At 38.6% G+C, this 24,700-nt stretch carries 26 protein-coding genes; 22 read left to right on the top strand and 4 right to left on the bottom strand.

Translation table 11 applies throughout. The features are described 5' to 3' along the window. Positions 1–5 precede the first annotated feature (5 nt). The 15 genes from atpG to ACIQXJ_RS16940 all read left to right on the top strand — a co-directional run bounded on the left by atpG (position 6) and on the right by ACIQXJ_RS16940 (position 11,873). Positions 6–863 (top strand): ATP synthase F1 subunit gamma, encoded by an 858-nt coding sequence (gene atpG, locus ACIQXJ_RS17010; RefSeq protein WP_340820977.1) that lies wholly within the window; start codon positions 6–8, stop codon positions 861–863. A gap of 50 nt (positions 864–913) precedes the next feature. After that, positions 914–2,329 carry a F0F1 ATP synthase subunit beta gene (gene atpD, locus ACIQXJ_RS17005; protein WP_173478604.1) on the top strand — a complete coding sequence of 472 codons (1,416 nt, stop codon included), beginning with the start codon at positions 914–916 and terminating at the stop codon, positions 2,327–2,329. 24 nt (positions 2,330–2,353) lie between these two features. Next, complete coding sequence (locus ACIQXJ_RS17000) at positions 2,354–2,761, top strand: F0F1 ATP synthase subunit epsilon (RefSeq protein WP_340820975.1); 408 nt, start codon at positions 2,354–2,356, stop codon at positions 2,759–2,761. A 58-nt stretch (positions 2,762–2,819) separates the two neighbouring features. Continuing rightward, positions 2,820–3,059: a DUF1146 family protein gene (locus tag ACIQXJ_RS16995; RefSeq protein WP_401010728.1), complete on the top strand. Its 240-nt coding sequence runs from the start codon at positions 2,820–2,822 to the stop codon at positions 3,057–3,059. Positions 3,060–3,456: 397 nt separating this feature from the next. Next, positions 3,457–4,770 carry a UDP-N-acetylglucosamine 1-carboxyvinyltransferase gene (murA, locus tag ACIQXJ_RS16990; protein ID WP_340820973.1) on the top strand — a complete coding sequence of 438 codons (1,314 nt, stop codon included), beginning with the start codon at positions 3,457–3,459 and terminating at the stop codon, positions 4,768–4,770. A gap of 141 nt (positions 4,771–4,911) precedes the next feature. Continuing rightward, positions 4,912–5,856: a stage II sporulation protein D gene (gene spoIID, locus ACIQXJ_RS16985; protein WP_403056369.1), complete on the top strand. Its 945-nt coding sequence runs from the start codon at positions 4,912–4,914 to the stop codon at positions 5,854–5,856. Positions 5,857–5,893: 37 nt separating this feature from the next. Then, positions 5,894–6,550 carry a peptidoglycan DD-metalloendopeptidase family protein gene (locus ACIQXJ_RS16980; protein WP_403056372.1) on the top strand — a complete coding sequence of 219 codons (657 nt, stop codon included), beginning with the start codon at positions 5,894–5,896 and terminating at the stop codon, positions 6,548–6,550. A 134-nt stretch (positions 6,551–6,684) separates the two neighbouring features. Further along, positions 6,685–6,945 (top strand): sporulation transcriptional regulator SpoIIID, encoded by a 261-nt coding sequence (locus ACIQXJ_RS16975; protein ID WP_004269485.1) that lies wholly within the window; start codon positions 6,685–6,687, stop codon positions 6,943–6,945. A 166-nt stretch (positions 6,946–7,111) separates the two neighbouring features. Further along, complete coding sequence (gene mreB, locus ACIQXJ_RS16970; protein WP_340820969.1) at positions 7,112–8,107, top strand: rod shape-determining protein; 996 nt, start codon at positions 7,112–7,114, stop codon at positions 8,105–8,107. A gap of 21 nt (positions 8,108–8,128) precedes the next feature. Next, a complete protein-coding gene (locus ACIQXJ_RS16965) occupies positions 8,129–8,962 on the top strand; it encodes a flagellar hook-basal body protein (protein WP_403056375.1) in 834 nt (277 codons plus the stop codon). 24 nt (positions 8,963–8,986) lie between these two features. Then, positions 8,987–9,826 carry a flagellar hook-basal body protein gene (locus ACIQXJ_RS16960; protein ID WP_401010716.1) on the top strand — a complete coding sequence of 280 codons (840 nt, stop codon included), beginning with the start codon at positions 8,987–8,989 and terminating at the stop codon, positions 9,824–9,826. 36 nt (positions 9,827–9,862) lie between these two features. Further along, a complete protein-coding gene (locus ACIQXJ_RS16955; RefSeq protein ID WP_173478595.1) occupies positions 9,863–10,147 on the top strand; it encodes a DNA-directed RNA polymerase subunit beta in 285 nt (94 codons plus the stop codon). A 227-nt stretch (positions 10,148–10,374) separates the two neighbouring features. Next, positions 10,375–10,818 carry a 3-hydroxyacyl-ACP dehydratase FabZ gene (gene fabZ, locus ACIQXJ_RS16950; protein WP_340820965.1) on the top strand — a complete coding sequence of 148 codons (444 nt, stop codon included), beginning with the start codon at positions 10,375–10,377 and terminating at the stop codon, positions 10,816–10,818. 159 nt (positions 10,819–10,977) lie between these two features. Next, positions 10,978–11,361: a hypothetical protein gene (locus tag ACIQXJ_RS16945; protein ID WP_340820964.1), complete on the top strand. Its 384-nt coding sequence runs from the start codon at positions 10,978–10,980 to the stop codon at positions 11,359–11,361. 113 nt (positions 11,362–11,474) lie between these two features. Then, positions 11,475–11,873, top strand: coding sequence for a hypothetical protein (locus ACIQXJ_RS16940; protein WP_403056379.1), 399 nt, complete (start codon positions 11,475–11,477; stop codon positions 11,871–11,873). 785 nt (positions 11,874–12,658) lie between these two features. Here ACIQXJ_RS16940 and ACIQXJ_RS16935 read toward each other — a convergent pair. Both ACIQXJ_RS16935 and ACIQXJ_RS16930 read right to left on the bottom strand, forming a co-directional pair. After that, complete coding sequence (locus ACIQXJ_RS16935; RefSeq protein ID WP_403056382.1) at positions 12,659–12,895, bottom strand: nuclease-related domain-containing protein; 237 nt, start codon at positions 12,893–12,895, stop codon at positions 12,659–12,661. Positions 12,896–13,151: 256 nt separating this feature from the next. Further along, complete coding sequence (locus ACIQXJ_RS16930) at positions 13,152–13,577, bottom strand: YwpF family protein (protein ID WP_403056385.1); 426 nt, start codon at positions 13,575–13,577, stop codon at positions 13,152–13,154. A 301-nt stretch (positions 13,578–13,878) separates the two neighbouring features. Between ACIQXJ_RS16930 and ACIQXJ_RS16925 the strand changes: the two genes are divergently transcribed. Then, positions 13,879–14,301 carry a single-stranded DNA-binding protein gene (locus ACIQXJ_RS16925; protein WP_403056388.1) on the top strand — a complete coding sequence of 141 codons (423 nt, stop codon included), beginning with the start codon at positions 13,879–13,881 and terminating at the stop codon, positions 14,299–14,301. Positions 14,302–14,569: 268 nt separating this feature from the next. Here ACIQXJ_RS16925 and ACIQXJ_RS16920 read toward each other — a convergent pair whose 3' ends face one another. After that, positions 14,570–17,341, bottom strand: coding sequence for a DEAD/DEAH box helicase (locus tag ACIQXJ_RS16920; RefSeq protein ID WP_403056391.1), 2,772 nt, complete (start codon positions 17,339–17,341; stop codon positions 14,570–14,572). Next, positions 17,338–18,912, bottom strand: a complete 1,575-nt coding sequence (locus ACIQXJ_RS16915) for a hypothetical protein (protein WP_403056394.1) — start codon at positions 18,910–18,912, stop codon at positions 17,338–17,340. The genes ACIQXJ_RS16920 and ACIQXJ_RS16915 overlap by 4 nt, the downstream gene beginning before the upstream one ends. 228 nt (positions 18,913–19,140) lie before the next feature. On the opposite strand from ACIQXJ_RS16915, the gene ACIQXJ_RS16910 reads away from it, so the two are divergent. The 6 genes from ACIQXJ_RS16910 to ACIQXJ_RS16885 all read left to right on the top strand — a co-directional run bounded on the left by ACIQXJ_RS16910 (position 19,141) and on the right by ACIQXJ_RS16885 (position 24,114). Continuing rightward, positions 19,141–19,605 carry a transcriptional regulator gene (locus tag ACIQXJ_RS16910; RefSeq protein WP_403056397.1) on the top strand — a complete coding sequence of 155 codons (465 nt, stop codon included), beginning with the start codon at positions 19,141–19,143 and terminating at the stop codon, positions 19,603–19,605. Positions 19,606–19,797: 192 nt separating this feature from the next. Then, positions 19,798–20,646, top strand: a complete 849-nt coding sequence (locus ACIQXJ_RS16905) for a flagellin N-terminal helical domain-containing protein (RefSeq protein WP_403056400.1) — start codon at positions 19,798–19,800, stop codon at positions 20,644–20,646. A gap of 244 nt (positions 20,647–20,890) precedes the next feature. Further along, complete coding sequence (locus ACIQXJ_RS16900) at positions 20,891–21,217, top strand: nuclease-related domain-containing protein (RefSeq protein WP_403056403.1); 327 nt, start codon at positions 20,891–20,893, stop codon at positions 21,215–21,217. Positions 21,218–21,321: 104 nt separating this feature from the next. Continuing rightward, positions 21,322–21,981: a hypothetical protein gene (locus ACIQXJ_RS16895; RefSeq protein WP_403056406.1), complete on the top strand. Its 660-nt coding sequence runs from the start codon at positions 21,322–21,324 to the stop codon at positions 21,979–21,981. Between the two features lie 148 nt (positions 21,982–22,129). Further along, positions 22,130–23,401 (top strand): nucleotide sugar dehydrogenase, encoded by a 1,272-nt coding sequence (locus ACIQXJ_RS16890; RefSeq protein ID WP_403056408.1) that lies wholly within the window; start codon positions 22,130–22,132, stop codon positions 23,399–23,401. Next, positions 23,398–24,114 (top strand): WecB/TagA/CpsF family glycosyltransferase, encoded by a 717-nt coding sequence (locus tag ACIQXJ_RS16885; RefSeq protein WP_401010694.1) that lies wholly within the window; start codon positions 23,398–23,400, stop codon positions 24,112–24,114. The genes ACIQXJ_RS16890 and ACIQXJ_RS16885 overlap by 4 nt, the downstream gene beginning before the upstream one ends. Positions 24,115–24,700: the final 586 nt, after the last annotated feature.

Below are 24,700 nucleotides of genomic sequence, written 5' to 3'. Positions count from 1 at the left end.
TACCAGTGGTAAACTTACGCGAAATAAAAGGTCGTATTAATTCAACAAAGAGTACGAAACAAATTACGAAAGCGATGCAGATGGTTTCTTCTTCAAAGTTACGTCGTGCAGAGCAAAACGCTAAAGCTTACGTTCCTTACATGGAAAAAATTCAGGACGTAGTAGGCGCTATCGCTTCAGGTACAAAAGACAGTGGACATCCAATGTTAACTGCACGTCCTGTTAAGAAAACAGCTTACTTAGTCATTGGTTCTGACCGTGGTCTTGCAGGTGCTTACAACTCAAGTATCCTTCGTCAAGTGCAACGTACAATCAACGAGCGTCATAAATCAAAAGACGAATACGTGATTTTAGCAGTAGGTCGTGTTGTTCGTGATTACTTTGTGAAACGTGATCATAATGTTATTAGCAGTGTAGTTGCTCTTCCTGACCAACCAACATTCGCTGATATTAAAGAAATCGCTCGTAATGCTGTTGGTATGTTCATTGACGGTACGTATGATGAACTTTATATGTACTACAATCACTTTGTTAGCGCTATCGCTAACGAAGTGACAGAGAAAAAACTTCTTCCATTAACTGATATTGCAACTGTAAGCAGTAAAGCTTCTTATGAATTCGAGCCATCTGGTGAAGCAATTCTTGAAGTATTACTTCCACAATATGCGGAAAGCCTAGTTTACGGCGCATTATTAGACGGAAAAGCAAGTGAACATGCTTCTCGTATGACTGCTATGAAAAATGCAACTGATAACGCATCTGATCTTATCGGAGATCTTTCATTGCAATATAACCGTGCACGTCAAGCAGCAATTACACAAGAAATTACAGAAATCGTTGGTGGGGCTGCAGCCTTAGAATAGGCTTCAGCTCACCAATGTCGTATAAGAATACGATAGGAGGGTACACAGTAATGAATAAAGGACATGTTATTCAAGTAATGGGTCCGGTTGTTGACGTAAAATTCGACAATGGCCAATTACCAGCAATCTATAACTCATTAACAGTTAAGATTGAACGTCCTAATGAAGAACCAACAACTCTTGCATTAGAAGTTGCACTTCATTTAGGTGATGATTCTGTTCGTACAATTGCAATGTCATCTACTGATGGCTTACAACGTGGAGCAGAAGTAACAGACTCAGGAAAAGCTATCTCAGTACCAGTTGGTGAAGTGACTCTTGGTCGTGTATTCAACGTATTAGGAGAAGTAATCGACTTAGGTGAAGAAATTCCAGCTGATGCTCGTCGTGATTCAATTCACCGCGAAGCACCAACTTTCGATGAGCTTTCAACTTCAGTTGAAATCCTTGAAACAGGTATCAAAGTAGTAGATTTATTAGCACCATACATTAAAGGTGGTAAAATCGGTCTATTCGGTGGTGCCGGTGTAGGTAAAACTGTATTAATTCAAGAATTAATCAATAACATTGCACAAGAGCACTCAGGTATCTCTGTATTCGCTGGTGTAGGTGAGCGTACTCGTGAAGGGAACGACTTATTCTTCGAGATGAGCGATTCAGGCGTTATCAAGCAAACAGCGATGGTATTCGGTCAAATGAACGAGCCACCAGGTGCACGTATGCGTGTAGCTTTAACTGGTCTTACAATGGCAGAATACTTCCGTGATGAGCAAGGTGCAGACGTACTTTTATTCATCGACAATATCTTCCGTTTCACACAAGCTGGTTCTGAGGTTTCTGCCTTATTAGGTCGTATGCCTTCTGCGGTAGGTTACCAACCAACACTTGCAACTGAAATGGGTAAATTACAAGAGCGTATCACATCTACTAACAAAGGATCTGTAACTTCTATTCAAGCGATCTATGTACCAGCCGATGACTATACTGACCCGGCTCCAGCTACAACTTTCGCCCACTTAGATGCAACTACTAACCTTGAGCGTAAATTATCTGAAATGGGTATCTACCCTGCGGTTGACCCATTAGCTTCGACTTCTCGTGCATTATCACCAGAAATCGTAGGCGCTGAGCACTACGCAGTAGCAACTGGCGTACAACGTACAATCCAGCGTTACCGTGAATTACAAGATATCATTGCTATCTTAGGTATGGATGAGTTATCTGATGAAGATAAACAAACAGTTGAACGTGCTCGTCGTATTCAATTCTTCTTATCTCAAAACTTCCACGTTGCGGAACAATTCACTGGTCAAAAAGGTTCTTACGTTCCTGTTAAAGAAACGGTTCGTTCATTCAAGGAAATCCTTGATGGTAAACACGATCACCTACCAGAAGATGCTTTCCGTTTAGTTGGTTCAATTGAAGAAGTAGTTGAAAAAGCGAAAAGCATGGGCGTAGAGGTTTAATACTAGGGACGAGGAGGAAAAAATATGAAGACAGTTACAGTCAATATTGTCACTCCCGACGGCCCAGTATACGATTCTGAAGTATCAATGGTAATCGCGAAAACAACTTCAGGTGAGATTGGTGTTCTTGCTGGCCATATTCCAATGGTTGCTCCACTTGCAATTGGTGCAGTGAAGCTGAAAAAAGAAGACGGTTCAACTGAAGTTGTAGCTGTAAGCGGTGGTTTCATTGAAGTTCGTCCAGAAAAGATTTCAATTTTAGCACCTTCTGCTGAAATTGCTGAAAACATCGACGTTCAACGTGCTAAAGAAGCCGTTAAACGCGCTGAAGGACGAATTCAAAGCAAACAAGATAACATTGATTTCAAACGTGCTGACCTAGCATTAAAACGTGCGTTGAATCGTATCAACGTTCATGAGGGTAATATCTAATTCAATTTTTAACGGGCAGATTCAATATCTGCCCGTTTTTTAAATGGAGGAACACGATGTGGAAATTTATGAAGCAGTAGGGCAAGAAGCTTTAATGGGGATTCTATCGCATCTATTTTTTATTGCTATCACATTTTACGCTTTGCAGGCCTTCATGGTAGAAAAACTATTTAAGAAAAATAAAGTTTTTCAAATACAGTTGATTTATATTTTGCTGAGCATTGCGATAGGCACAGCAGTTTCTAATTTCTTTCTTCAAATATCAGGATGGTCTGGAAAACTTCCGTACTTATTTTAAATTTAGCGAAGTAAACATAATACGTAGACGGAAGCATAATTTTATAGGTACATATTTCGAAGGGCTCCATAAGATAACTTATGTGGTCCTTTGAAATATGTACAAAAGAGGTTTAGCAATCCATATAAACGGATATATTTTAGTCACGAACTTTCGTTATGTATAAGAGAATTACATTTTTTTCCGTGTTATTGGTCATTCACAAAAAAAAAAATAATGCGTACAATAAATAAATAGCAAAATATCAATAAATGCATTAAAATAGTGATTTGGACGCTTGAACGAGCGTGTGAAAAGTTGTACTATAAAGTTGTTTGTTTACTGATTATGACATTATACATCTTTTTTTAAAATAAATTTTCGATAGGTTAAGAGATTGAATTCGGAGGGACGTAGGGTGGATAAAATTATAGTGACTGGCGGCCAAAAGCTACAGGGGAAAGTTCGTGTAGAGGGCGCAAAAAATGCAGTGTTACCAATCCTGGCAGCAGCTTTACTTGCTTCAAAAGGAGAAAATGTTATTAAAGAAGTCCCTAACTTAGCAGATGTTTATACCATAAATGAAGTACTTAAAAGTCTAAACGCTGATGTTACATATATACCAGAAGACAATATAGTATATATAGACGCAACAAAGGATCTTTCAAGTGAAGCACAATTTGAATTTGTTAGTAAAATGCGTGCATCTATTTTAGTAATGGGTTCTTTACTTGCTCGAAATGGCTTTGCACGTGTAGCATTACCGGGTGGTTGTGCAATCGGTTCACGTCCAATAGAATTACATTTAAAAGGCTTTGAGGCAATGGGTGCAAAAATTTCATTTGGGCACGGGTATGTGGAAGCGAAGGTAGAGGGTCGTTTACAAGGTGCGAATGTGTATTTGGATTTCCCAAGTGTTGGAGCTACAGAAAATATTATGACGGCTGCATCGTTAGCAAAAGGAACGACTGTCATTGAAAATGCAGCAAAAGAACCAGAAATTGTAGATCTTGCTAACTTTATTAATAGTATGGGTGGCCGTGTTATCGGTGCAGGTACGAATACGATTCGTATAGAAGGCGTTGACACATTATATGGAATAGAACATCATATTATTCCAGACCGTATTGAGGCAGGTACATTTATGGTAGCTGCAGCGATCACAAAAGGCGATGTAACGATAGAAAACGCTGTGCCAGAGCATATGACGGCTTTAATAGCTAAAATGCGAGAAATGGGCGTTGAAATTACAGAGCTAGATGAAGGTATACGCGTACATGTACCGCAAACATTAAAAGCTGTGGATATTAAAACAATGCCGCATCCAGGATTCCCAACGGATATGCAATCCCAGATGATGGCCTTAATGTTAACTGCTGAAGGTACGAGTATTATTACCGAAACTGTTTTTGAAAACCGTTTTATGCACGTAGAAGAGTTTCGTCGTATGAATGCGGGTGCAAAAATTGAAGGCCGCTCTGTCTTTATCGAAGGGCCAGTAGACCTACAGGGAGCTGAGGTAATGGCAACAGATTTACGAGCTGCCGCTGCACTAATTTTAGCTGGTCTTGTGTCAGAAGGTATTACGAGAGTTACAAAGCTTCATCACTTAGATCGTGGTTATGTAGACTTTCATGGGAAATTAGCGTCACTTGGCGCTAATATTGAACGAGTAACAACTATGGAAGTTGTACAAAAAGAAAAAGCTTCATTGGAATTACCAACAAACTAATGATATTGAAATCTCTTTGCTTATAATAAGCAAAGAGATTTTTTGCTGTTAAATTGAAATCTACTCTTCTAAACAAGATAATAAGTCTTTTACGTTTAGTAGAACGCTCATATATTAAAGAGTTCTCGCATATTATTCCATATGAAAAAATGGATAATGAGTATTGGTGTTATTTGTTTAATTGGCGCATTATATATGCTTCCTTTAGCATTCAGTGAGAGACGAACGGAAGACAATTTTAACAATTCTCCACAAACGACGGAAAAAGCCTGTGAAATATTCATAGAAGTGGAGGGACAACAGGAAAAAATTCCTTTAGAAACGTATATAGTTGGTGTAGTTGCTGCGGAAATGCCCGTTTCTTTTAATAAAGAAGCCTTAAAAGCTCAAGCAATTGCAGCAAGGACGTATGCTCTGAAAACGACAAATTACGGCAAGAATACCATTGCACCTACAGTTGCAAGGCAAGTTTACTATAATAAGGAACAAAGAAAAGCAAATTGGACTAGCAATTTCCCGGGAAATGAAAAGAAAATTGTCGAAGCCATTACAGAAACACAAGGACAAGTACTTCTATATGATAATGAATTAATAACGGCAATGTTTCACTCAACAAGTAATGGGAAAACGGAGAGTGCTTATGGCTACAGCGGTAATGACTTACCATATTTACAAAGCGTTACAAGTATGTCCGATCAAGCATCTCCAAAGTTTGCAACAATAGAAGAATGGACGTTAGCCGAATGGAATGCCTTGTGGCCGATTAAATGGCAGGCGACAGATTTTGGACGTATACAATTGTTCCTTAATGATTCAGGACGTGTTGAACGGCTACAGATGGGGAAAAACGTCTGGTCCGGGAGAGAGGTTAGAACACTCTTACAATTACCGTCAACAGATTTCAAGATTTCATATAGTAGGAATACTGGAAAAGTGCAAGTAGCAACGAAGGGATATGGCCACGGAGTTGGTATGAGTCAGTATGGTGCAAATGCGATGGCAGGCGAAGGAAAGACCGCCTCAGAAATTTTACACTATTATTATCAACAAGTTGAGATAAAAAAAATAGATGCATGTTTAAAATAGCTTCTAGTTGTTCACACTGCAATTAGAGGTGATGAAAATGAGAGAGGATAAAAATAGTAAAACTTCTCAAAATGAAAAAGGACAATTGCAGAAAAAACCTTGGTTTTGGCCGGTAGTATACGGTGGTGGTGCGTTAGTGTTAGCAGGTTTGTTATTTGGTTACAATAGTCTCGTATCAAAAGAAGAGGCGCCATTACCAGATTTAGCACAGGTAGACCCAGGTCCAGTAGTTGAAACAAATGCACGAACAGAAAACATGAAGTACCCATTCAAAGAAGCTGACTTTAGTAAAGTACAAGTTTCACAGGATTTTTATGAGGTAGAAGCCAATGAAGAGTCACGTGAGAATGCTTTAATGGTATTCAATCAAACTTTTACAACTTCATCAGGCATCTCTCTTTCTATGAATGGAGAGGAATTTGAAGTAGTAGCTGCGATGAGTGGTAAAGTACTAGAAGTAAAACTAGATGCATTCACAGGCAATAAAATCGTTCTAGAGCATGCAAATGGTATGCAAACACATTACAGCTCTGTGAAGGATATTGTCGTAAAAGAAGGCGATGAAGTTGCACAAGGTCAGGCACTAGGAAAAGCGACTGACAATGAGTGGAATCAAGCAGCTGGCGTTCACATGCATTTTGAAGTACTAGAAAACGGGAAATATATCAATCCTAAAAAATTACTAGCATTTTAAAAAAATCAGCATTTTAACGAGAAAGTGCAAAACGTGTTCTGAATAGCTTTGTCCTCACATAAGGTGAAGAAATGCGCAGACGTGCATCTGATGCCAAAGCCATTTTGTGAAATTGTGTGGAAAGGACGAAGAACGTGCACGAGCACATTCGGAAGCGCTGCATACGCCTCGGTGAATTATTGATTGAGACGCGTGAAACTGTGCGTGTCCTCGCGAAAATGACAGGTTACTCAAAAAGTACGGTGCATAAAGATTTAACAGAGCGATTACCAACAATTCATGAAGGATTAGCTGATCAAGTGAAAGAGATTCTCGCCTACCATAAAGCCGTACGTCATATTCGTGGAGGAGAGGCAACGAAAAACAAGTGGAAAGAAAGAGCGAGTCAAGAATGATTCGTTCTTTTTTTGTACTTTGCTACTTGTGTACATATAATTGTAGGAAAACAAGCGGAATAACTAAATTTAGGTGAAATTACCAATGGGGTATGATAAAATATTCTAGATAAATAGACAATAGGAACGTTATGTAGTTTGAACTGGCGGGAAGGAGAAATTTAAAATGTTTTCGAAGGATATAGGCATTGACTTAGGAACTGCGAACGTATTAATTCACGTAAAAGGTAAAGGAATCGTCCTTAATGAACCTTCAGTGGTAGCAATAGATAAAAAGACAAACAAAGTTTTAGCTGTAGGAGAAGAAGCTCGTCAAATGGTGGGTCGCACGCCCGGTAATATAACAGCAATTCGGCCATTACGCGATGGAGTGATTGCAGATTTTGATGTTACTGAAGCGATGCTTAGACATTTCATCAATAAATTAAATTTAAAAGGGTTTTTATCTAAACCACGTATCTTGATTTGCTGTCCTACAAATATTACAAGTGTAGAGCAAAAAGCTATTCGCGAAGCAGCTGAAAAATCTGGTGGTAAAAAAGTATATTTAGAGGAAGAGCCAAAAGTTGCGGCAATCGGTGCAGGTATGGATATTTTCCAACCAAGCGGCAATATGGTAGTTGATATCGGTGGCGGAACTACAGATATTGCAGTACTTTCAATGGGTGACATCGTAACAAGTGAATCTATTAAGGTAGCGGGCGACGTTTTTGATAATGATATTTTGCAATATATTAAAAAGGAATATAAATTGCTAATTGGTGAGCGTACAGCAGAAGCGATCAAAATGACAATCGGCACAGTTTTCAAAGGCGGACGTAGCGATTCAATGGATATTCGCGGTCGTGATATGGTAACAGGCTTACCTCGTACCATTACAATCCATTCTGAGGAAATTGAACGTGCATTACATGAATCGGTAGCAATGATCGTACAATCGGCTAAAAACGTGTTGGAAAAAACACCGCCTGAGCTATCAGCTGATATTATTGATCGTGGTGTAATTATTACTGGTGGTGGCGCATTGCTACACGGTATGGACCAACTGTTAATTGAAGAGTTAAAAGTACCAGTCTTTATTGCTGAATATCCAATGGACTGTGTGGCAATTGGTACTGGCATTATGCTAGAAAATATTGATCGTGTTCCAGCATCCCTATAAAAATACAATGAGGTGATTCCTTTGTTCAAAGGGTTTTATACAGTAGCAACAGGTATGATAGCACAACAAAGACGAACAGAATTACTGACAAACAACTTATCAAATGCAAATACACCTGGATTTAAAGCTGATCAATCTACAATTCGTTCATTTCCAGATATGCTAATGTCGAGCGTAGGTAAAACAAATGCACCTGCCAATCAGCAATCCGGCTCGCAGTATATGAGCCAAGTTGGTGCATTAAATACAGGAATTTATATGCAAGAAACATTGCCAAATTACATACAAGGTCAAATCTACAGCACTGATTTAACGACAGATATGGCCCTGATTGATGGATACTTACCGCAAAATGAAGATGGTGTTACTGGCTCAATTTTCTTCCGTCTGGCACATCCAGACGGCGGAGAAGCCTATACACGTAACGGGAATTTTACATTAGATGGTCAAGGCTATTTAGTCAATGCGCAAGGTCTGTACGTATTATCAGACAGTGGACAACGCATCCAGCTACCAAATGATGATTTCCGTCTTGACCAGGATGGTACAATTTTTGTAAATAACCAGCAAGTAGCCCGTGTAGGTGTATCATTTGCTGTCAATCCGAACATGCTAGTCAAACAAGACAATGGCTTAGTTCGTACAGAAAATGGAGACGCTTTACCTACTGCTTACGGTGCGAATGGCGTATCGTTTACATTAGGTCAAAATTATTTAGAGCGCTCTAACGTAGACTCTGGTCGCACAATGACAGACTTAATGACAGCGTATCGAGCTTTCGAAGCAAATCAAAAAGTGTTGCAGGCTTATGATCGTAGTATGGAAAAGGCTGTTAACGAAATCGGCAAACTATAATAAGCGAACAGGAGGCGTTTTCTCATGCTACGAACAATGATTACCGCAACGAATACAATGGGCCAATTGCAAAATAAACTAGATACAATTAGTAATAACATCGCTAATAGTGGTACGCATGGCTATAAGGCACAGCAAGCTACTTTCAATGAACTAATGTATCAGCAATTTAATACTGATAAACAGGACCCTACTGTGCGCCAATCACCAGTAGGTGTACGCTATGGCTCTGGCGCAATGCTTGGCCAAATTCAAACGAATCATAAGCAAGGTTCCCTTCAAACAACAGATCGTGACCTTGATTTAGCTTTTACAAAGCCAAAACAATATTTCAACATTTTAATGCCAGATGGTGAAAATGCTACAAAAACAGTGTATACTCGTCAAGGTGACTTTTATTTATCCCCTTTAAATAATGGGACGGTAATGCTTGTTAATACAGATGGCTATCCAGTAGCTGATGCAAATGGACAACCTATCACATTACCTGATAACGTAAAAGGATTTGCTGTTCGCGATGGAGGCTCGTTAGAAGCAACATATCCGAATGGAGATATTATTCGTACGGATTTAGCTGTAACAGAGTTCCAAAAGCCACAGCTAATGGAGCATGTATCTGGCACATATTTAGGCTTACCGAATAACTTAGCGGAGCTAGGATTTACACAAGCTGAAGTTGTAACAGATTTACAAGGTGCAAATCGTCAGCAAATCGGCATGCAAAATGGTACACTCGAATTATCGAATGTAAACTTGTCGAAGGAAATGACAGATTTAATTGAAACACAACGTGCTTATCAATTTAATGCTAGAGCCGTAACACTAGCTGACCAAATGCTAGGGCTAATTAATGGCATTAGATAAGTACGTTTGAGTAAGTAATGAAGGGGTACAATATCTATGACAAACGATTCACGTCGACGTTCTGTGCCGACACAAGAAACCGATACGCCACCAGAAGAGAAGGGACGTCGCTCAAATGGAGAGCAACGCGAGGTTCGATGGGTGCAAATACGGCTGATTCCGATTTGGTTACGTGTTGTACTTGTTCTTGTTTTAATCATTGTTGCCGCTATTTTAGGTACGATGGTCGGCTACAGTGTGATTGGTCAAGGAAAAGCAATGGATGTCTTTAATTTAGAAACATGGCGGCATATATTTGACATAATGAATGGTAAAGAATAATAATATTCTTTACCATACTTTGTGTTATCACATAAAAAGGTTTAATACTGTAATCTGTACATCAAATGCACGCTTTTAGATTAGGACAAAGGCGAATAGTATTTGAGACCTTCATTCTGTTGTCCGAGCTGGCTCGTTGCTTGCTAAATGGAGAGGACTCGGAATTGGAGATTTGGTACGTATTTTATGTAAAAAACCAACTTACATACTCAAGAGGGGGAAAAGAAATGTTAACAGCAGAACAAATTCAAGCAATTTTACCACACCGTTATCCTTTTTTATTCGTTGATCGTATTGTGGAATTAGAGGAAGGCAAGCGTGCGGTAGGTTTCAAAAATGTATCAATTAATGAGGATTTCTTTAATGGACATTTTCCAGGATATCCAGTTATGCCTGGTGTTCTAATTGTTGAAGCATTAGCGCAAGTTGGCGGTGTAGCCTTATTAAAATCTGAGCAATATCAAGGGCGTTTAGTGTTTTTAACGGGCATTGATAATGCACGCTTTAAGCGTCAAGTAGTACCAGGCGATCAGCTTCGATTAGAAGTGGAATTCATTAAATTGCGCGGTTCTATGGGTAAAGGACACGGAATTGCGACTGTTGATGGTGAGCTTGTTTGTGAGGCAGATATTTTATTTGCAATAGGGCCAGAACAACCAAAACAGCCTTAATTTGCAATTATAGGCTAAAAGTTATAAAATAATCTTGTCGAATAGTGTTCTTATTGTCAATTTTTTTTGACAGAAATTAGTATAGTTTTAATAATACGATGGAATTGTATTGAAATACATGAGATTTTAGGTTTTTTAAAAAGTAGGAGGATTATATAGATGTATAAGGAATTGTCTTCAGGTGTTAAAATTAGCATTACGCGTTCGATTTCAACATCTTTTGAATCATACTTAGCAAGTATTGGTTGGGAAGAAGAGCGCTTTTCTATGGAAGACTTCATTGCTAGCTGGCAGTCTTATTTTCAGGAAAATGCCGCTTGGATCGAAAAAATCCCAGCCGATGTTTTGATGAGTACTGAATTCCATGAAGAAATGGCAAAAAAAATCGATGAAGTAATTGCAAAAATTTTAAATGAAGAACCAACCGCTAAACAGATCGAAACAATTGATGCTCTACAAAAAGAACTAGGTACAAACTATTCTTATAATTGTAAAGCAGAAGCAGCTTATATTGAGCAGTTGCTAAAAGAAAAACAAAAATAGTTTTTGTACAAAAAAATCGGATAGTTCCCTCCTTTCCCGGGTAATCTATGTAGGATCACAAATGCACAAGTTGTATTTGATGACATAGTACTCAAGAGAGGAGGTTTTTTAATATGTGGAAAATGTCATTTTTCACCATTATTCTTGCTACAGTATTCCTTGGAGGTTGTAACTGGGGTAACAATGCGGCTAATGAAACCCCAATGAACGATGTGAAGAACGGCGTTCGAGAAGGTGTTAACGATGTGGAAGATGTTTTAGATCCAGATACGAACCATGATGCTTATGATCGTAACGTTAACAACAACAATCGTGGTACAGTGAACGACGGTACAGTAAACGACGGCACAGTAAATGAAAACACTGTAATGCCTGAAGCGACTACACCAGGATCAAATGCGGATGTAAATGGCTCAAATGGCTATGATAACGTTCCAAATGCAAACGGTGTAAACGGTGTTGAAAGAAACAACAATGCTGTCAATGAACGTAATACCATGACTACTCCATAAATACAAAAAGTGATTCCGTCAATCGGAATCACTTTTTCTTTATATCGAGCGGGTGATTCCTGCTGGCGGTAGGTAGGTGATGAATTCCGCGGAGCAGCGGAGAGATTTTGCGGAAGCGAGGTTGAATTCCGCGAAAGGGAGGAGTGATTCCGCGGAACAGAGGAAGAATACCGCGGAACACGAAACTAGCGATCCTCAAAAAAATCTTATGCGGAAGTCCGCATAAGACTTGGTCAAAAGAACTGCTTCATATATTCTGTTAAATTATCTGGGAGATGGTAAACGCGATTTTTAGTGGTACCAATACTAGGGAAATGAAATTTTCGCAACAAGCGATTTGCTGCATCGCTTGATTCAATGCCGAAGAATGTGCGCAATTGACTATTGGTGATAGTTCGACTCACAAGCAATTGATAATCTTGTAGTGCTTCTGCAAATATTTCCGAGCTTGTATGGTGGCATACTGAACATTTCCAAATGCCTCGATTGATTTTTGTATTTGCATTTTGGACAAAGTACTCCGTGACGGAAGCGCGAAGAATCTATGCGAGTTATTAAATCTTGTGGTTGATGTTGAGCTCGAATTAGCTGTACAAAACGGGTTAGTTGCTCATCCGTTAATATTGGTTCGGGGTATTTTTTATAAAGACTTTGAATATGACTCTGCAGTCCAGATACATGGAAAATAGGAACTGTATTCGGATGATTTTCAATGATAGCAGATGGATTAGAAAAAATAACAGCGCCTTCTATAGGGAGAGAATAATTTTTAGATATAATTTTAATCAATCGGATATGACGTTGGATTTGAGTAATAGCATTTGGAAAGCCTTCAACTGTTCCATCAGATTTTGTCCGAGTGATTGATATGTAATGCCATCGAAATCTAGCTTTCCGCTGATATTCTTTATTTCCACGACTAATATGAAATGATTACAAATAAAGAGTGTATCGAGTTGGTGAGAATGCTTGACTGCATTCGCAAGAACTAAATTATGCAATACAAAAAAGTATTTGGACATATTATTTCATACCATTCTTTATCAACTCTTTGTTCACCAGCGAAACCCGCATCGAGCCTCCGAAATTGTTCAATAAAATAGCTAGCTTCAGGATCTCGCTCCCGTAACCGTTTCAATAAAGCTTCGAGCCACAATAATTTTAAAGGTTTCTTTCGAATGACAAAATTCATTTGCTTTACACCATATTTTATCCGAAAATGACAACTTGTCCAGCACAAAAAAAACGATACGTTACACAACGCATCGCTACATAAAATTAATCATTTTTAAGTTTTGGTCGTTCTTTCATACCTTTTGAGAAGCGGTCTAGTAGCTCTACTTCCGAAACACCCTCTGTTAGGAGATCCGCGAGTAATTGTTCGGCGTATTTTGAACGCTTAATTTTTAAAGTACCTTTTAACAGCACGGAGATATGCTCGCCAATTTCTTGCACAGTATGAACGACAACCCGAAATGGCGCTGGTTCATTATCTGGAAATGAAATAACTGCTCGCACATTAAATACTGTAGCATTCGCTAATAACTCATCAAAAATCGGTCGATATTGTCGATCGATAAACAGTTCAAGAATCCAAGATTGATGGCTGTTTTCCTGGTTAATAATAATGCCATCGACTAAAGGAAATGCTTGCATGCCCTCTTGAGTGACAAGGTCAAAGGAAAGCATTTTAAATGTTTTCATTATGTATCCTCCTAAGTCGGTCATTCATTTTAGTATAACATAATCAATTACAGCTTGTTGCTGTTGAGTCTGTTACTTCACTTCTCCGTTAAATATGCAAAATTTAATTTTTGAGGATTGTACTATTTTACTTACAGCCGTCAAGACTCTACTTGGAAAAAACCCCAACATACAAAAAATGAACTAATGAAAAAACGATTTTTCGTATTGAATAACACCCTAAATATCAAAAAATGACTTTTGCCAAATGGGACTGCCATCTTGTAAGATGAGAGCAATTAAAAGCAAAGGAGGTGAATTGATGAACCAAGTCGGGCTGGTTGGAAGACTAACAAAGGATCCTGTGTTACGACAACTATCTAGAAATCGGGTGCAATCACATTTTTCCCTCGCCATTAATCGCAATTACAAAAACAGTCGTGGGGAAGTAGAAACTGACTTTATTCTTTGTACAGTATGGGGAAAGCTGGCAGAGCATATTGTTAGATTTTGCGGAAAAGGCTCATTGATTGGGATAAATGGGCGAATTCAGTCCAGATCATTTATGAATGAAGAAAGCACAAAAATTTATATTACTGAAGTGGTAGTAGAAGATGTCCGTTTTTATAGGCTGAAGCCACCAGATAGTGACGAGAGCAATGTATTGCCATCGTCATCCGTCAATCAGGAGATTCTTAATGATTTTGTGTTACCAGAGAAAGAATTGCAATTACCAGTAGTATAACCGACTATCGCAATACATACGGAGCAATGCTAAAACATTTTCTAAATTCGCCATTCTCCTATAAGAATGCTAAGCTTGCGCCGTAATAAATTAATTAGAAGGGATAGATGTGGACTTTAAATAATACTTATCATTGCTGAAGACCGCACAGCAATGAACATTTCACACACAATTAAATATTAGAAGTAAGTAGGAAAGAAGAAAACATTGTTCACTGAAATGTTGCTAACTAAAAGAGCGCCAAGAACGTGAAGCTCTTGGCGCATTTTTAAGATAAATTATAATCCAGTGACATTAGATCACGAAGTTCATCATCATCTAGTTCTGTTAACCACTGACTCGATTGAATGAGTTCCTCTGATAATGCAGATTTCTGCGCTAGCATTTTATCAATTTTTTCCTCAATCGTCCCTATGGTCACAAACTTATGCACTTGCACAAATTGTGTTTGCCCAATTCGGTAGGCACGGTCTGTTGCTTGATTTTCAACAGCAGGGTTCCACCAACGATCGGCATGCAATACATGGTTTGCAGCTGTTAAGTTCAGCCCTGTTCCTCCAGCCTTTAAAGAGAGGATGAATATAGGGAATTCACCTGCCTGAAAAGCCTCTACTAAACGGTCTCGTTGCTGTTTAGGCATAGCACCGGTTAAAAATGGTGCATCAACATTATAAATTTCACTGAAACAATGCTGAAGTAATTGTCCCATTCCAATATATTGTGTGAAAATAAGACATTGTTCACCATTGTCCACGATTTCAGCTGCCATGTTTACAATTCGCTCTAGCTTAACGGAACGTGTCAGCATCGTTGCAGCATCCTCGAAAGGTTCCTTTAAATAAAGTGCAGGATGATTACATAATTGCTTTAATTTACTAAGCATCTTTAAGACACGGCCTTTCTTTTGAAAGCCTGTTAGTTGCTCTAGCTGATCAAGCGTCTCTAAAATATAACCTTCATACAGTGATGCTTGTTCTGCGGTTAACGCGCAATAGGCATGTGACTCTTGCTTATCAGGTAAGTTAAGCTGTAAATTTGGATCTCGCTTTGTACGGCGAAGTAAAAACGGTTGAATTTTCGCTCGTAGCTTTTGCTTATGTGACTCAGATTCATCACGCTCAATAGGTAATATAAATTCTTCGTTAAAGCGTCCAAAGCTTCCTAAATAACCTTTATGAATAAAATCAAAAATAGCCCAAAGTTCCGATAATCGATTTTCAACAGGTGTACCTGTTAGAGCTATATGGTGGCTACCATGTAATTTTCGTATCGAACGAGATTGCAATGTCTGCATATTTTTTATATTTTGCGCTTCATCCAATACAACAGTTGCCCAATTGATTTCTTGTAAAAATTCTGCATCCTGTGACACTGTACCATAAGTAGATAAAATAACATGTGGTTTTTCTTGTTCGATAAATCTTACAAATGCATCTTCTTTAGTACGATTTGCTTGATAATGTGTATGCACGACTAGCGATGGAGCAAAACGGGCAAGCTCTTTTTGCCAGTTACCAAGTACTGAAGTCGGACAAATAATAATGGTTGGCTCTTTGGCATCCGTCGTTTCATAGACATGCAGTAAATAAGAAATAAGCTGAACGGTTTTTCCAAGTCCCATGTCATCAGCTAGACAGGCACCAAAACCTTGTTCGCGCATAAAGATAAGCCATTCAAAACCTTCTTGCTGATAAGGACGTAAGCTAGCATTTAATGAAAGGGGTACTGGTACTGGTGGAAGACCTTTCTTTTCCTGAAGCTGCTCCATATAAGATTTTAAAGATTGCTGTAACTCAAAGGCGAAAAGTGGATCGTCACGCATTGCATCATCGGCATCTTCTTCTTCCTCAGGCGCAGCTAAATCTTCAGGTAGCTCGCGGAATAAAAGCTCACGAACAGTCCAACTTTCATCTTCAGCCTGTTGCATTAAAGCACGCATTTCTTGCATCCAATTGGCATCTACTCGGAACCATTCTGTACCAATACGAATGAATTCTCGTTTTTCATCGACCAGCTTTTTAAATTGCTCGGCTGATATCGATTCACCATTCATTGAAAATTGCCATTTAAACGTCAAAATATCATCAAGCCCAGCAACTTTTTTCGTTGATATATTGCCTGTGCTAACACGCACGCGAATTTTTGATTGTTTTAAATCTTTTAGCCACGCTGGTAGCACAACATCAAAACCGAGTGCCTGTAGCCGTGCTAAGTCTTCTCGTAAAAATTTGCGAACCTCTAAATCGTCTAGGGTAACATGAATAAAAACATCAGGTTGTAAATCTTCAATTGATAGCAGCTCCACAATCTGTGTTTGTTGTTGTTTAATTTCAAGCGCAAACGCCTGCCATTTAGTCGGTAATGCATCTACTAAAGGTAATAATTTTTTACGAACAGCGGGTGTCCAGTAATTTTTTGTTGAAACCGTACTTAAAACAGTTTCCAAAAGCCAAACTTCCGAATCTTCCTCAGGCTCACTTAAACGTAGAGAAACAGTAACAGCGCCAGCTTGGCGATCCTGCTCTAACGGCCAACCACCACGTTCGAAAAAAGGGAGTAGCTTAGGCACATCAGAAACAAGTAATCCAGCGTGAGCGAGTTTTTGTTGCACGGCTATTTCAAGTAATTCAGTATCTTCACCTTCTATAGAAAAGGACAGTGAAGAAAAATCATCTGCAATTACTGCATGTGACCAAAGTAAAGGTTCTTGCCAGTATTGCTGTAATTTTTGTGCTTGTTCTATCATCGCACTACTTTCAGCATTAATCCCTTGCCAATGGATAAATGGGTGACTGTAGCGCGTAGAAAAGATATCGAGTAGTTCTGCAGTAGAAATATCGATGGAAAGCTCTGTACGATTGGTCATTAAGCCATAAGTATTTGCCTCATAGGTAAAAAATAATGAAGAAATAAGTGTCTCTACCTCTATTGCGGTACCACTTGCAGTAAAGCCCTGCACTGTATAATTGCCATTCTGAGCTGATTCAATGCGTAGCTGTAGTCTTTTCGTAAACGGAGAGGGAGCATTTAATGTCATCATACTAAGTTTCCTTTCTCAATCTCTTCCTGTAGTGCGCGAAGTCGTTTATATTCTGCACGGATTGTTTGCATGTATGTTTCAAAATAAGCAACTTTACCTGCTCGTTTTGCTGCGCTTCGCATACTTTTCCATATACGAACAGCTTGCTTATAATTCATACGTGATTTTTGTGTAATCTCTGCCATTGCATAGACATGATACAAAGGTAATACGGCTGCAGGAGCTATGTGTAACACATCTTTTAGACCACACATTTCCAAATAAGAAAATGAGGAAACATTTAACTGATGTAACGCCGCCCATTCACGGTAGCGCTCTTTTCGAATTAGGAAGAATGAATATGGCTGTAATCCGTATACACCGAACGCACTATATAACGTAGTTTCTTCCTCCTCGGTCAATTGTATATCTTCATATAAAAGTTGGAATTGTCGCACGTATTGCGCTCGCTGTACGACGGGCACAGTTTCTTGTAAAAAAGCTTCGGCAAATGGGAGCATAGCGCGCAAAATTAATGCTTGTGAATGTGACTCGCCAGCTCGCTTTGCAAAAGTAGCTAATTCGAACAAGTCTTGCATCTGTGGTAAGGCAACATGTGCAATGCTTTCCTGTAATAATTGTTCTTTTTGTAATAGCACGTAAAATATGAGCTTTAATGATTGTAAAGAAATCTCGGGTGACAGATTTTCGAGGTTGCTTATAAGTATAAGCTCCTGTTCGCGTCTAGGCTTCTCATAAAAAAGCACTGCCCAAAGCAGCATGTAGATTTGCAGTCGATTAGCAAACAGCCCTTCGCGTTCAAGTAAAAAGTTTCGGACGATTTGCTGAAGCGCATCATAAAATGGATCGGTTGCAAAAAGCCGAGAGCGATTCGTTAATTCTGTCAGTATACTTTCGAAGGATTGCACACTTTGATCGATAAAGTATTTCATATAGGGTGAGTCTAATGAATGCCCCTGTGTATTGTTTAAATGACGCCAAATCACATTAAAGATGGACAGCTCTATAAATAGCTTATAGATTGGCTGCCACTCACGTTCAAATGGCATATGTTTGCGAAGTCGCTCCAATGCGTCAGAACGAATTGCCGATAGTCCGTAGCCTTCTAAAATGCGACCAGACGGTAACAGACGTTTCATTACTTCATCGACCATCAACTGCCAGCTTTCAGGGCTACGTTCATCAGCTAATGATTTTAACTGCACTGATTTTTGGGAGCGCCAAGCACTAGACCAGTTTTGTACTGAATCAAAGTACTGATAGAGAGCAAGTAGTGCGCCAACCTGATGTCGACACCATTTTTGTTGGGGACAGTTACAGCTTAAAGTCCCGTGAGCAAAATCAATTTCTACAGTTGCAGGTCTCACATCCTGTACGCTTGCATATAATATAGAACTTGCTCCATTAAAACGATCAAATACAATAGATTTGTTACGTACAGAAAAAACTGCACGACGCATAAGTTCCTCGTCTTCGCTAGAGGACGGATGTAAATCCTGCTCAGCTTCTTTTAATTTAGCAAGTATAAATTGTTGATGTTCCTTAGCTAGTTGCGAAATAGACAAAGCCATAACCTCACTCCTCTCAATTGCATTGGCCAATGACTTTAGCTTTAATTTGGATGATATAAAATGTCATCTGTAGTATTAAGGAAAAAAGACTGTCTTTCCATTATACGATTAAAATGCGGACATGATAAGCTGAATGATCAGAAAGAAAAAAATTGAACATAAGATGGTTAACAAGAACGTTTATTTATGTTAAAATCTGAATAATCAGATAACGAGGAGGGATGAAGGATGATGCAGGTTCAGTACATGAAGCCGTTCTACACGAAAATTTCTGGAGATAAATTGCGTCTCGTATTTGCTTATCAATATTTCTCAATATTAAAAGAGAATGAGATTTTTCATTTCATTCCAATCGAAGGGAAAGAAATGATTATCAACTTGCATACACAACAAATCGAAAATTTATCTGAGGTATTTGTTTTCCAAAAAGGGAATCGTTTTATTCGATTACCACTTTATCAACTATTACTCATTACAAATGTTCATGAACATTTAACGCCAATTCTTGAAAGCGCTACACCAAAACCACAGTTACCCCTTGTCTCTTCCGCAACTGTTGGTGAGATAGAACAGCTTATTACAGAAATTGAACACAGAAATATTGATTATTTAATAGATCAAGCATTATTAGATTACAATGAAGCTCTCTTTTTTGAGCTATTACATCAAAAGAGCACACAATTCGGAGGTTAACAAAAATTGAATACTTGGTACAGCAAATGAGCACCCACTTTTCATGAAGAAGAAGCGGGTGCTTTAACAGTTTATTTGATGGAGTTTTAAATCTCTTTATCTTCAATTATTTGGATTTATTACCAATAGTACTTAAAAGCGATTGGCTGACACCGATATAAATAAAAATACTGTTCGCAAGGGGGTGGGGAGATGCTAGGAAAGTGGTCTGCTACGGGAATGTCGATATTAAATAATATGAATAACCATTATAGTGCAATGAGCAAGGCAATGTTGCGAATTTCTTCGGGCTACCGCATTAACAGTGCAGCCGATGATCCGGCAGGTCTTGCGATATCTGAAAAAATGCGTGCCCAAATCCGCGGATTGAATATGGCATCAAAAAATATACAAGATGGAATTTCACTTGTGCAAACAGCTGAAGGTGCGCTTAATGAAACGCATGCAATGATACAAAGAATGCGAGAACTAGCGGTACAAGCGTCCAATGATACGCTTACCGATAGTGATCGTCAAAACCTTGATAAGGAATTTCAAGAACTTAAAAAAGAAATTCATCGACTGTCAAGGGATACGGAATTTAATACGAAGACATTATTGAATGGTGATCATGCAACGAATGGTATCAAAATTCAAGTAGGGGCAAATGCTGGTCAAAACATTGAGTTGTTCATTAAAGATATGGGCTCGGTGGCACTAGGTTTGGACGATACCACATCCATTGCAACACGTGATGATGCAAACAAGGCAATTTCAACGATGGACGAGGCATTAAAGCGAGTATCATCAGAACGTGCAAATCTAGGGGCAATGCAAAATCGACTAGAGCATGCATATAATGCGAACATGAATACAGCAGAAAACTTAACTGCTGCGGAATCACGAATTCGCGATGCTGATATTGCGAAGGAAATGATGAATATGGTGAAATCACAAATTTTGCTACAAGCAAGCCAATATGTACTGGCACTTCACATGCAACAGGCACAATCAATTTTAAAATTGCTAGAAAGCGGAACAATAAGGAATCCCCGATACTAATGGAGATTCCTTATTGTTTTTTGTTTTAGATGGAATCGCCGATAGAATTGCACGAATCGCCGATGACGTGGAAGATATCGCCGATAGAAGTTGGTGAATCGCCGATAGAAACCCACGAATCGCCGGTAAACCATTTGATTTAACAAGTTTAATCCCCGTAAACCACAGTAAATTTTTAATTTTCAACAACCTATTTTTTTACAACTTTTATGCTGTTATAGTTAAAAGAAAAGGAGTGAAGCTATTGATTGTTAAACCTTTTGCTCCATCATCGCTGACATTGGGATTTCAAGCGCTTGTTCGACGATTGCATCCTTCACATCCGCGGTTCACAACCTTACAACAGGAGCTGAAAATTAAGGAAGCGGGCGATTTTGCAGAACATTATGTTTTGAAAGAGCTAGAAAATTTGCCACAGCTCAGTGACTGTCACATCTTCCACAATGTTATGCTTCCTACGGTACTCCCCATGCAAATCGACATTTTAGTCATTACATCAAGCGGTATTATTATATTAGAAATTAAAAATATACGCGGTACTGTTCATTTCAAAAATGACCCACGCCGTTAATTCGTACTTTAGATACAGGAGAAATTCAAGTTTTTACGCATCCTGAAATTCAGCTGGAACAGTATATTCAGGCTATGCACCATTTTCTTAGCAAGCAAGATATTGTGATACCGATATATGGAGCAACTGTTTTTCCTTTTAATAATGTAGAAATACATCGTGAAGGAGAAGGGCTACCGATAGTAATGGGAAGAGAACTCCCAATGTATTTGCATAGGCTAATAGTGAAAAATGAGGGGATAGCTACGACTGAAATAACAAATATAATTTTGTCACAATTACAATACAGAAAGCCTTATCCGCTTTGCCGATATTATCAAATTGATCCCAATGTTTTGCAAAGAGGCGTTTTTTGCGAAAATTGTGGTCACTTTGGAATGAAAAAGCAGAAAAGGTCTTGGTTTTGTCACAGTTGTCAGCATCAATCTACCGATGCACATGTACAAGCACTAAAAGATTATTACATGCTTGTTGGAGATACGATAACGAACAGGGACTGTCGGGAGTTTTTGAAAATTGATAGTGAGTACATCGCCAAACGATTGTTGCAAAAATCTTTACAAACATGGCGTAATGCAGGGAAATATACAAAGTACAAATTGTCTAGCTTGTTGGAATCGCCGTTAGGAGTCCCAAAATCGCCGATAAAACAGAAGAAATCGCCGATAGAATTCGATGAATCGCCGATAGACCGCAATAAATCGCCGATAAACCAATCAAATCACTTCCAAAAAGCTACGATAAACCCAACAATATGTAAATAGTACACAGAAAATACTGCAAAATAACAAATTGATTCACACTTTCCCTTGAAAGATGTATACTATAATGCAGAACAAAAATGTGAAAATGCATTTTATTGACCATATAAAAATTTACTACTCGTTTTTGAAACGGAAGGAAGAATAGAGAATGACGAAATCAATTTGTGTCGTTGGACTTGGCTATATCGGATTACCAACGGCTGTAATGTTTGCCAACCACGGCATAAAAGTACATGGGGTTGACGTAAACCCGGCAGCAGTAAAAAGTATTCAAGAGAAAAAACTTCATATTGAAGAAAACGGTTTACAAGAACGCCTAAATAAAGCAGTAGATGAAGGATTCTTAACAGCGTCAACAACACCACAAGAAGCGGATGTTTTCATTGTGGCTGTACCATCGCCAATTAACCCTGACAATACAGCGAATTTAGAATATGTACGTCAAGCAACGGCATCGATTGTGCCTTATGTGAAAAAAGGGAATTTAGTAATTCTTGAATCGACAGTACCACCGAAAACAGTAGAGCACATTATGCTACCTGAGCTAATCAAAGCAAACTTAGAGTTCGGCGTTGATTTATTTGTAGCACATTCACCAGAGCGCGTAATTCCTGGTCGTATTTTTGAAGAATTAGTGAACAACGACCGAATCGTTGGTGGGATTGATGAAAAATCTTCTCAAATGACAAAAGAGCTTTACCAAACATTTGTAAATGGCACAATCCATTTAACTGATGCAACAACAGCTGAATTAGTAAAAGTAATGGAAAACACATATCGTGATGTCAATATTGCTTTTGCTAACGAGCTTGCAAAAATGGCTGAAAAATTAGACGTAAACATTTGGGAAGCAATTAAATTTGCTAACTATCACCCACGCGTGAATGTACACTTCCCAGGTCCTGGTGTAGGTGGACATTGTATAGCAGTAGACCCATGGTTCTTAGTTGAGCTAGGTGGCGAACAAGCACAAATTATTCATATGTCACGTAATACAAATGACAGCATGCCAAGATTTACAGCACAAAAAACACAGGCCATTTTAAATGAAAACAAAATCGCAGGTGGCAAAGTGGCTGTGCTTGGACTAGCCTTCAAAGGAAATGTTGATGATATGCGTGAAAGCCCATCAACAATCGTGATCGATGAGCTACAAAACCTTGGATTAGAAGTCATTTCTTACGATCCACACATTAAAGAAAACAAACATGCTACACAAACACAAAGCTTAGAAGAAGCAACAAAAGATGCAGACATCATTGTTGTGTTAACAGATCACAATGAGTTCAAAGCATATGATGCAGCAGACATCACTGTAAAAACAAAAATCGTCTTTGATACGAAAAACTGCTTAAACCGTGAGAAATGGCAAGAGGCTGGCTTCCAGTTCCACTTACTAGGGGATGCGAAAAACCGATGAAAGAAACAGTACTTGGCATTAACGTCAATACGGAAGGCTACGATGAATTAATGGATATGGCATTTGAGCGCATTGAAAATAAACAAAAAGCGCTCGTTGTTGCCATCAATCCAGAAAAAATTATCAAGGCAAAAGAAGACCCAGCACTAAAGAAGCTATTAAATGAAGCAGAATTTCAAATTCCGGATGGTATTGGTGTTATTCTTGCTTCGAAAATTCAAAAAGGGCAAATTCGTGAACGTGTTACTGGCGTCGATATGATGATGAAGCTTTGTGAAGAAGCGGCAAAACGAAGCAAGCCAATCTTCCTTTATGGAGGCAAACCTGGTGTTGCCGATGCAGCAAAAGCAAAGCTAGAATCTTTATTTCCTTCTATTAAAATAGTCGGCGTACAGGATGGCTATGAAAAGGACGAACAGAAGGTCATCGATCGTATTAATGAAGCGCAACCGGATTTACTATTTGTTGCGATGGGAAGCCCAAAACAGGAAAACTGGATTAATGCCAATCGTGACCGATTGCACCCAACGATTTATCAAGGAGTTGGTGGATCGTTCGATGTGTTGGCGGGGACAGTGAAACGTGCTCCAGAAATTTTTCAAAAATTTGGTCTTGAATGGTTTTACCGATTAATGAAAGAACCTAAGCGTATCAAGCGTCAGATAGCACTACCACTTTTCTTATTGGAAGTGGCAAGGCAAAAACGTCAATAATTTTTAAAAATTGGTATTGTCGTTTTAAATTGAAAGTGTTAGACTGTAGGTGTATAGGAATTTCCTCTATGAAATAAATAGAATTCCCTGCAAGGAAACAACGGTTGGTAGCCCAAGCGAAAAAAGCTCAAGCATTTATATGCTTGAGCTTTTTTCGTTTTATCAATTAACTTAATTATCCATTATTTTATATCATTCTAGAAAATATAAACAAAGGAATAGTAGAAAATTAGATTTTGTTGGAAAAGTTGCATATTTTCACTTGAAAAAAAACGTCAGATAGCCGACAATGGTAAAAGAGAGTTCGATGTCCACTATTTTCCGGAAACGAATTAGTAATTTTCCCAAAATATGATTGACAACTTTTAGGGATACAACTATACTTTTATGTGTAGTTGTTTATTTACTACATAACTATGTAGTAGAGACATAATTTTTGAACTTAGAGGAGGAAATTTTTCTATGGCTAACCAACCAAAGAAATACAAAAAATTCGTAGCGACGGCAGCAACGGCTACATTAGTAGCATCTGCGATCGTACCAGTGGCTTCTGCAGCAGGATTCACAGATGTAGCAGGTAACGACC

Origin of the sequence: Lysinibacillus sp. NPDC097868 (assembly GCF_044761135.1) — a bacterium.
Classification (GTDB): Bacteria; Bacillota; Bacilli; order Bacillales_A; family Planococcaceae; genus Lysinibacillus.
The sequence above is the reverse complement of the archived record's forward strand: the minus strand, read 5'-3'. Positions and strand labels throughout refer to the sequence as shown.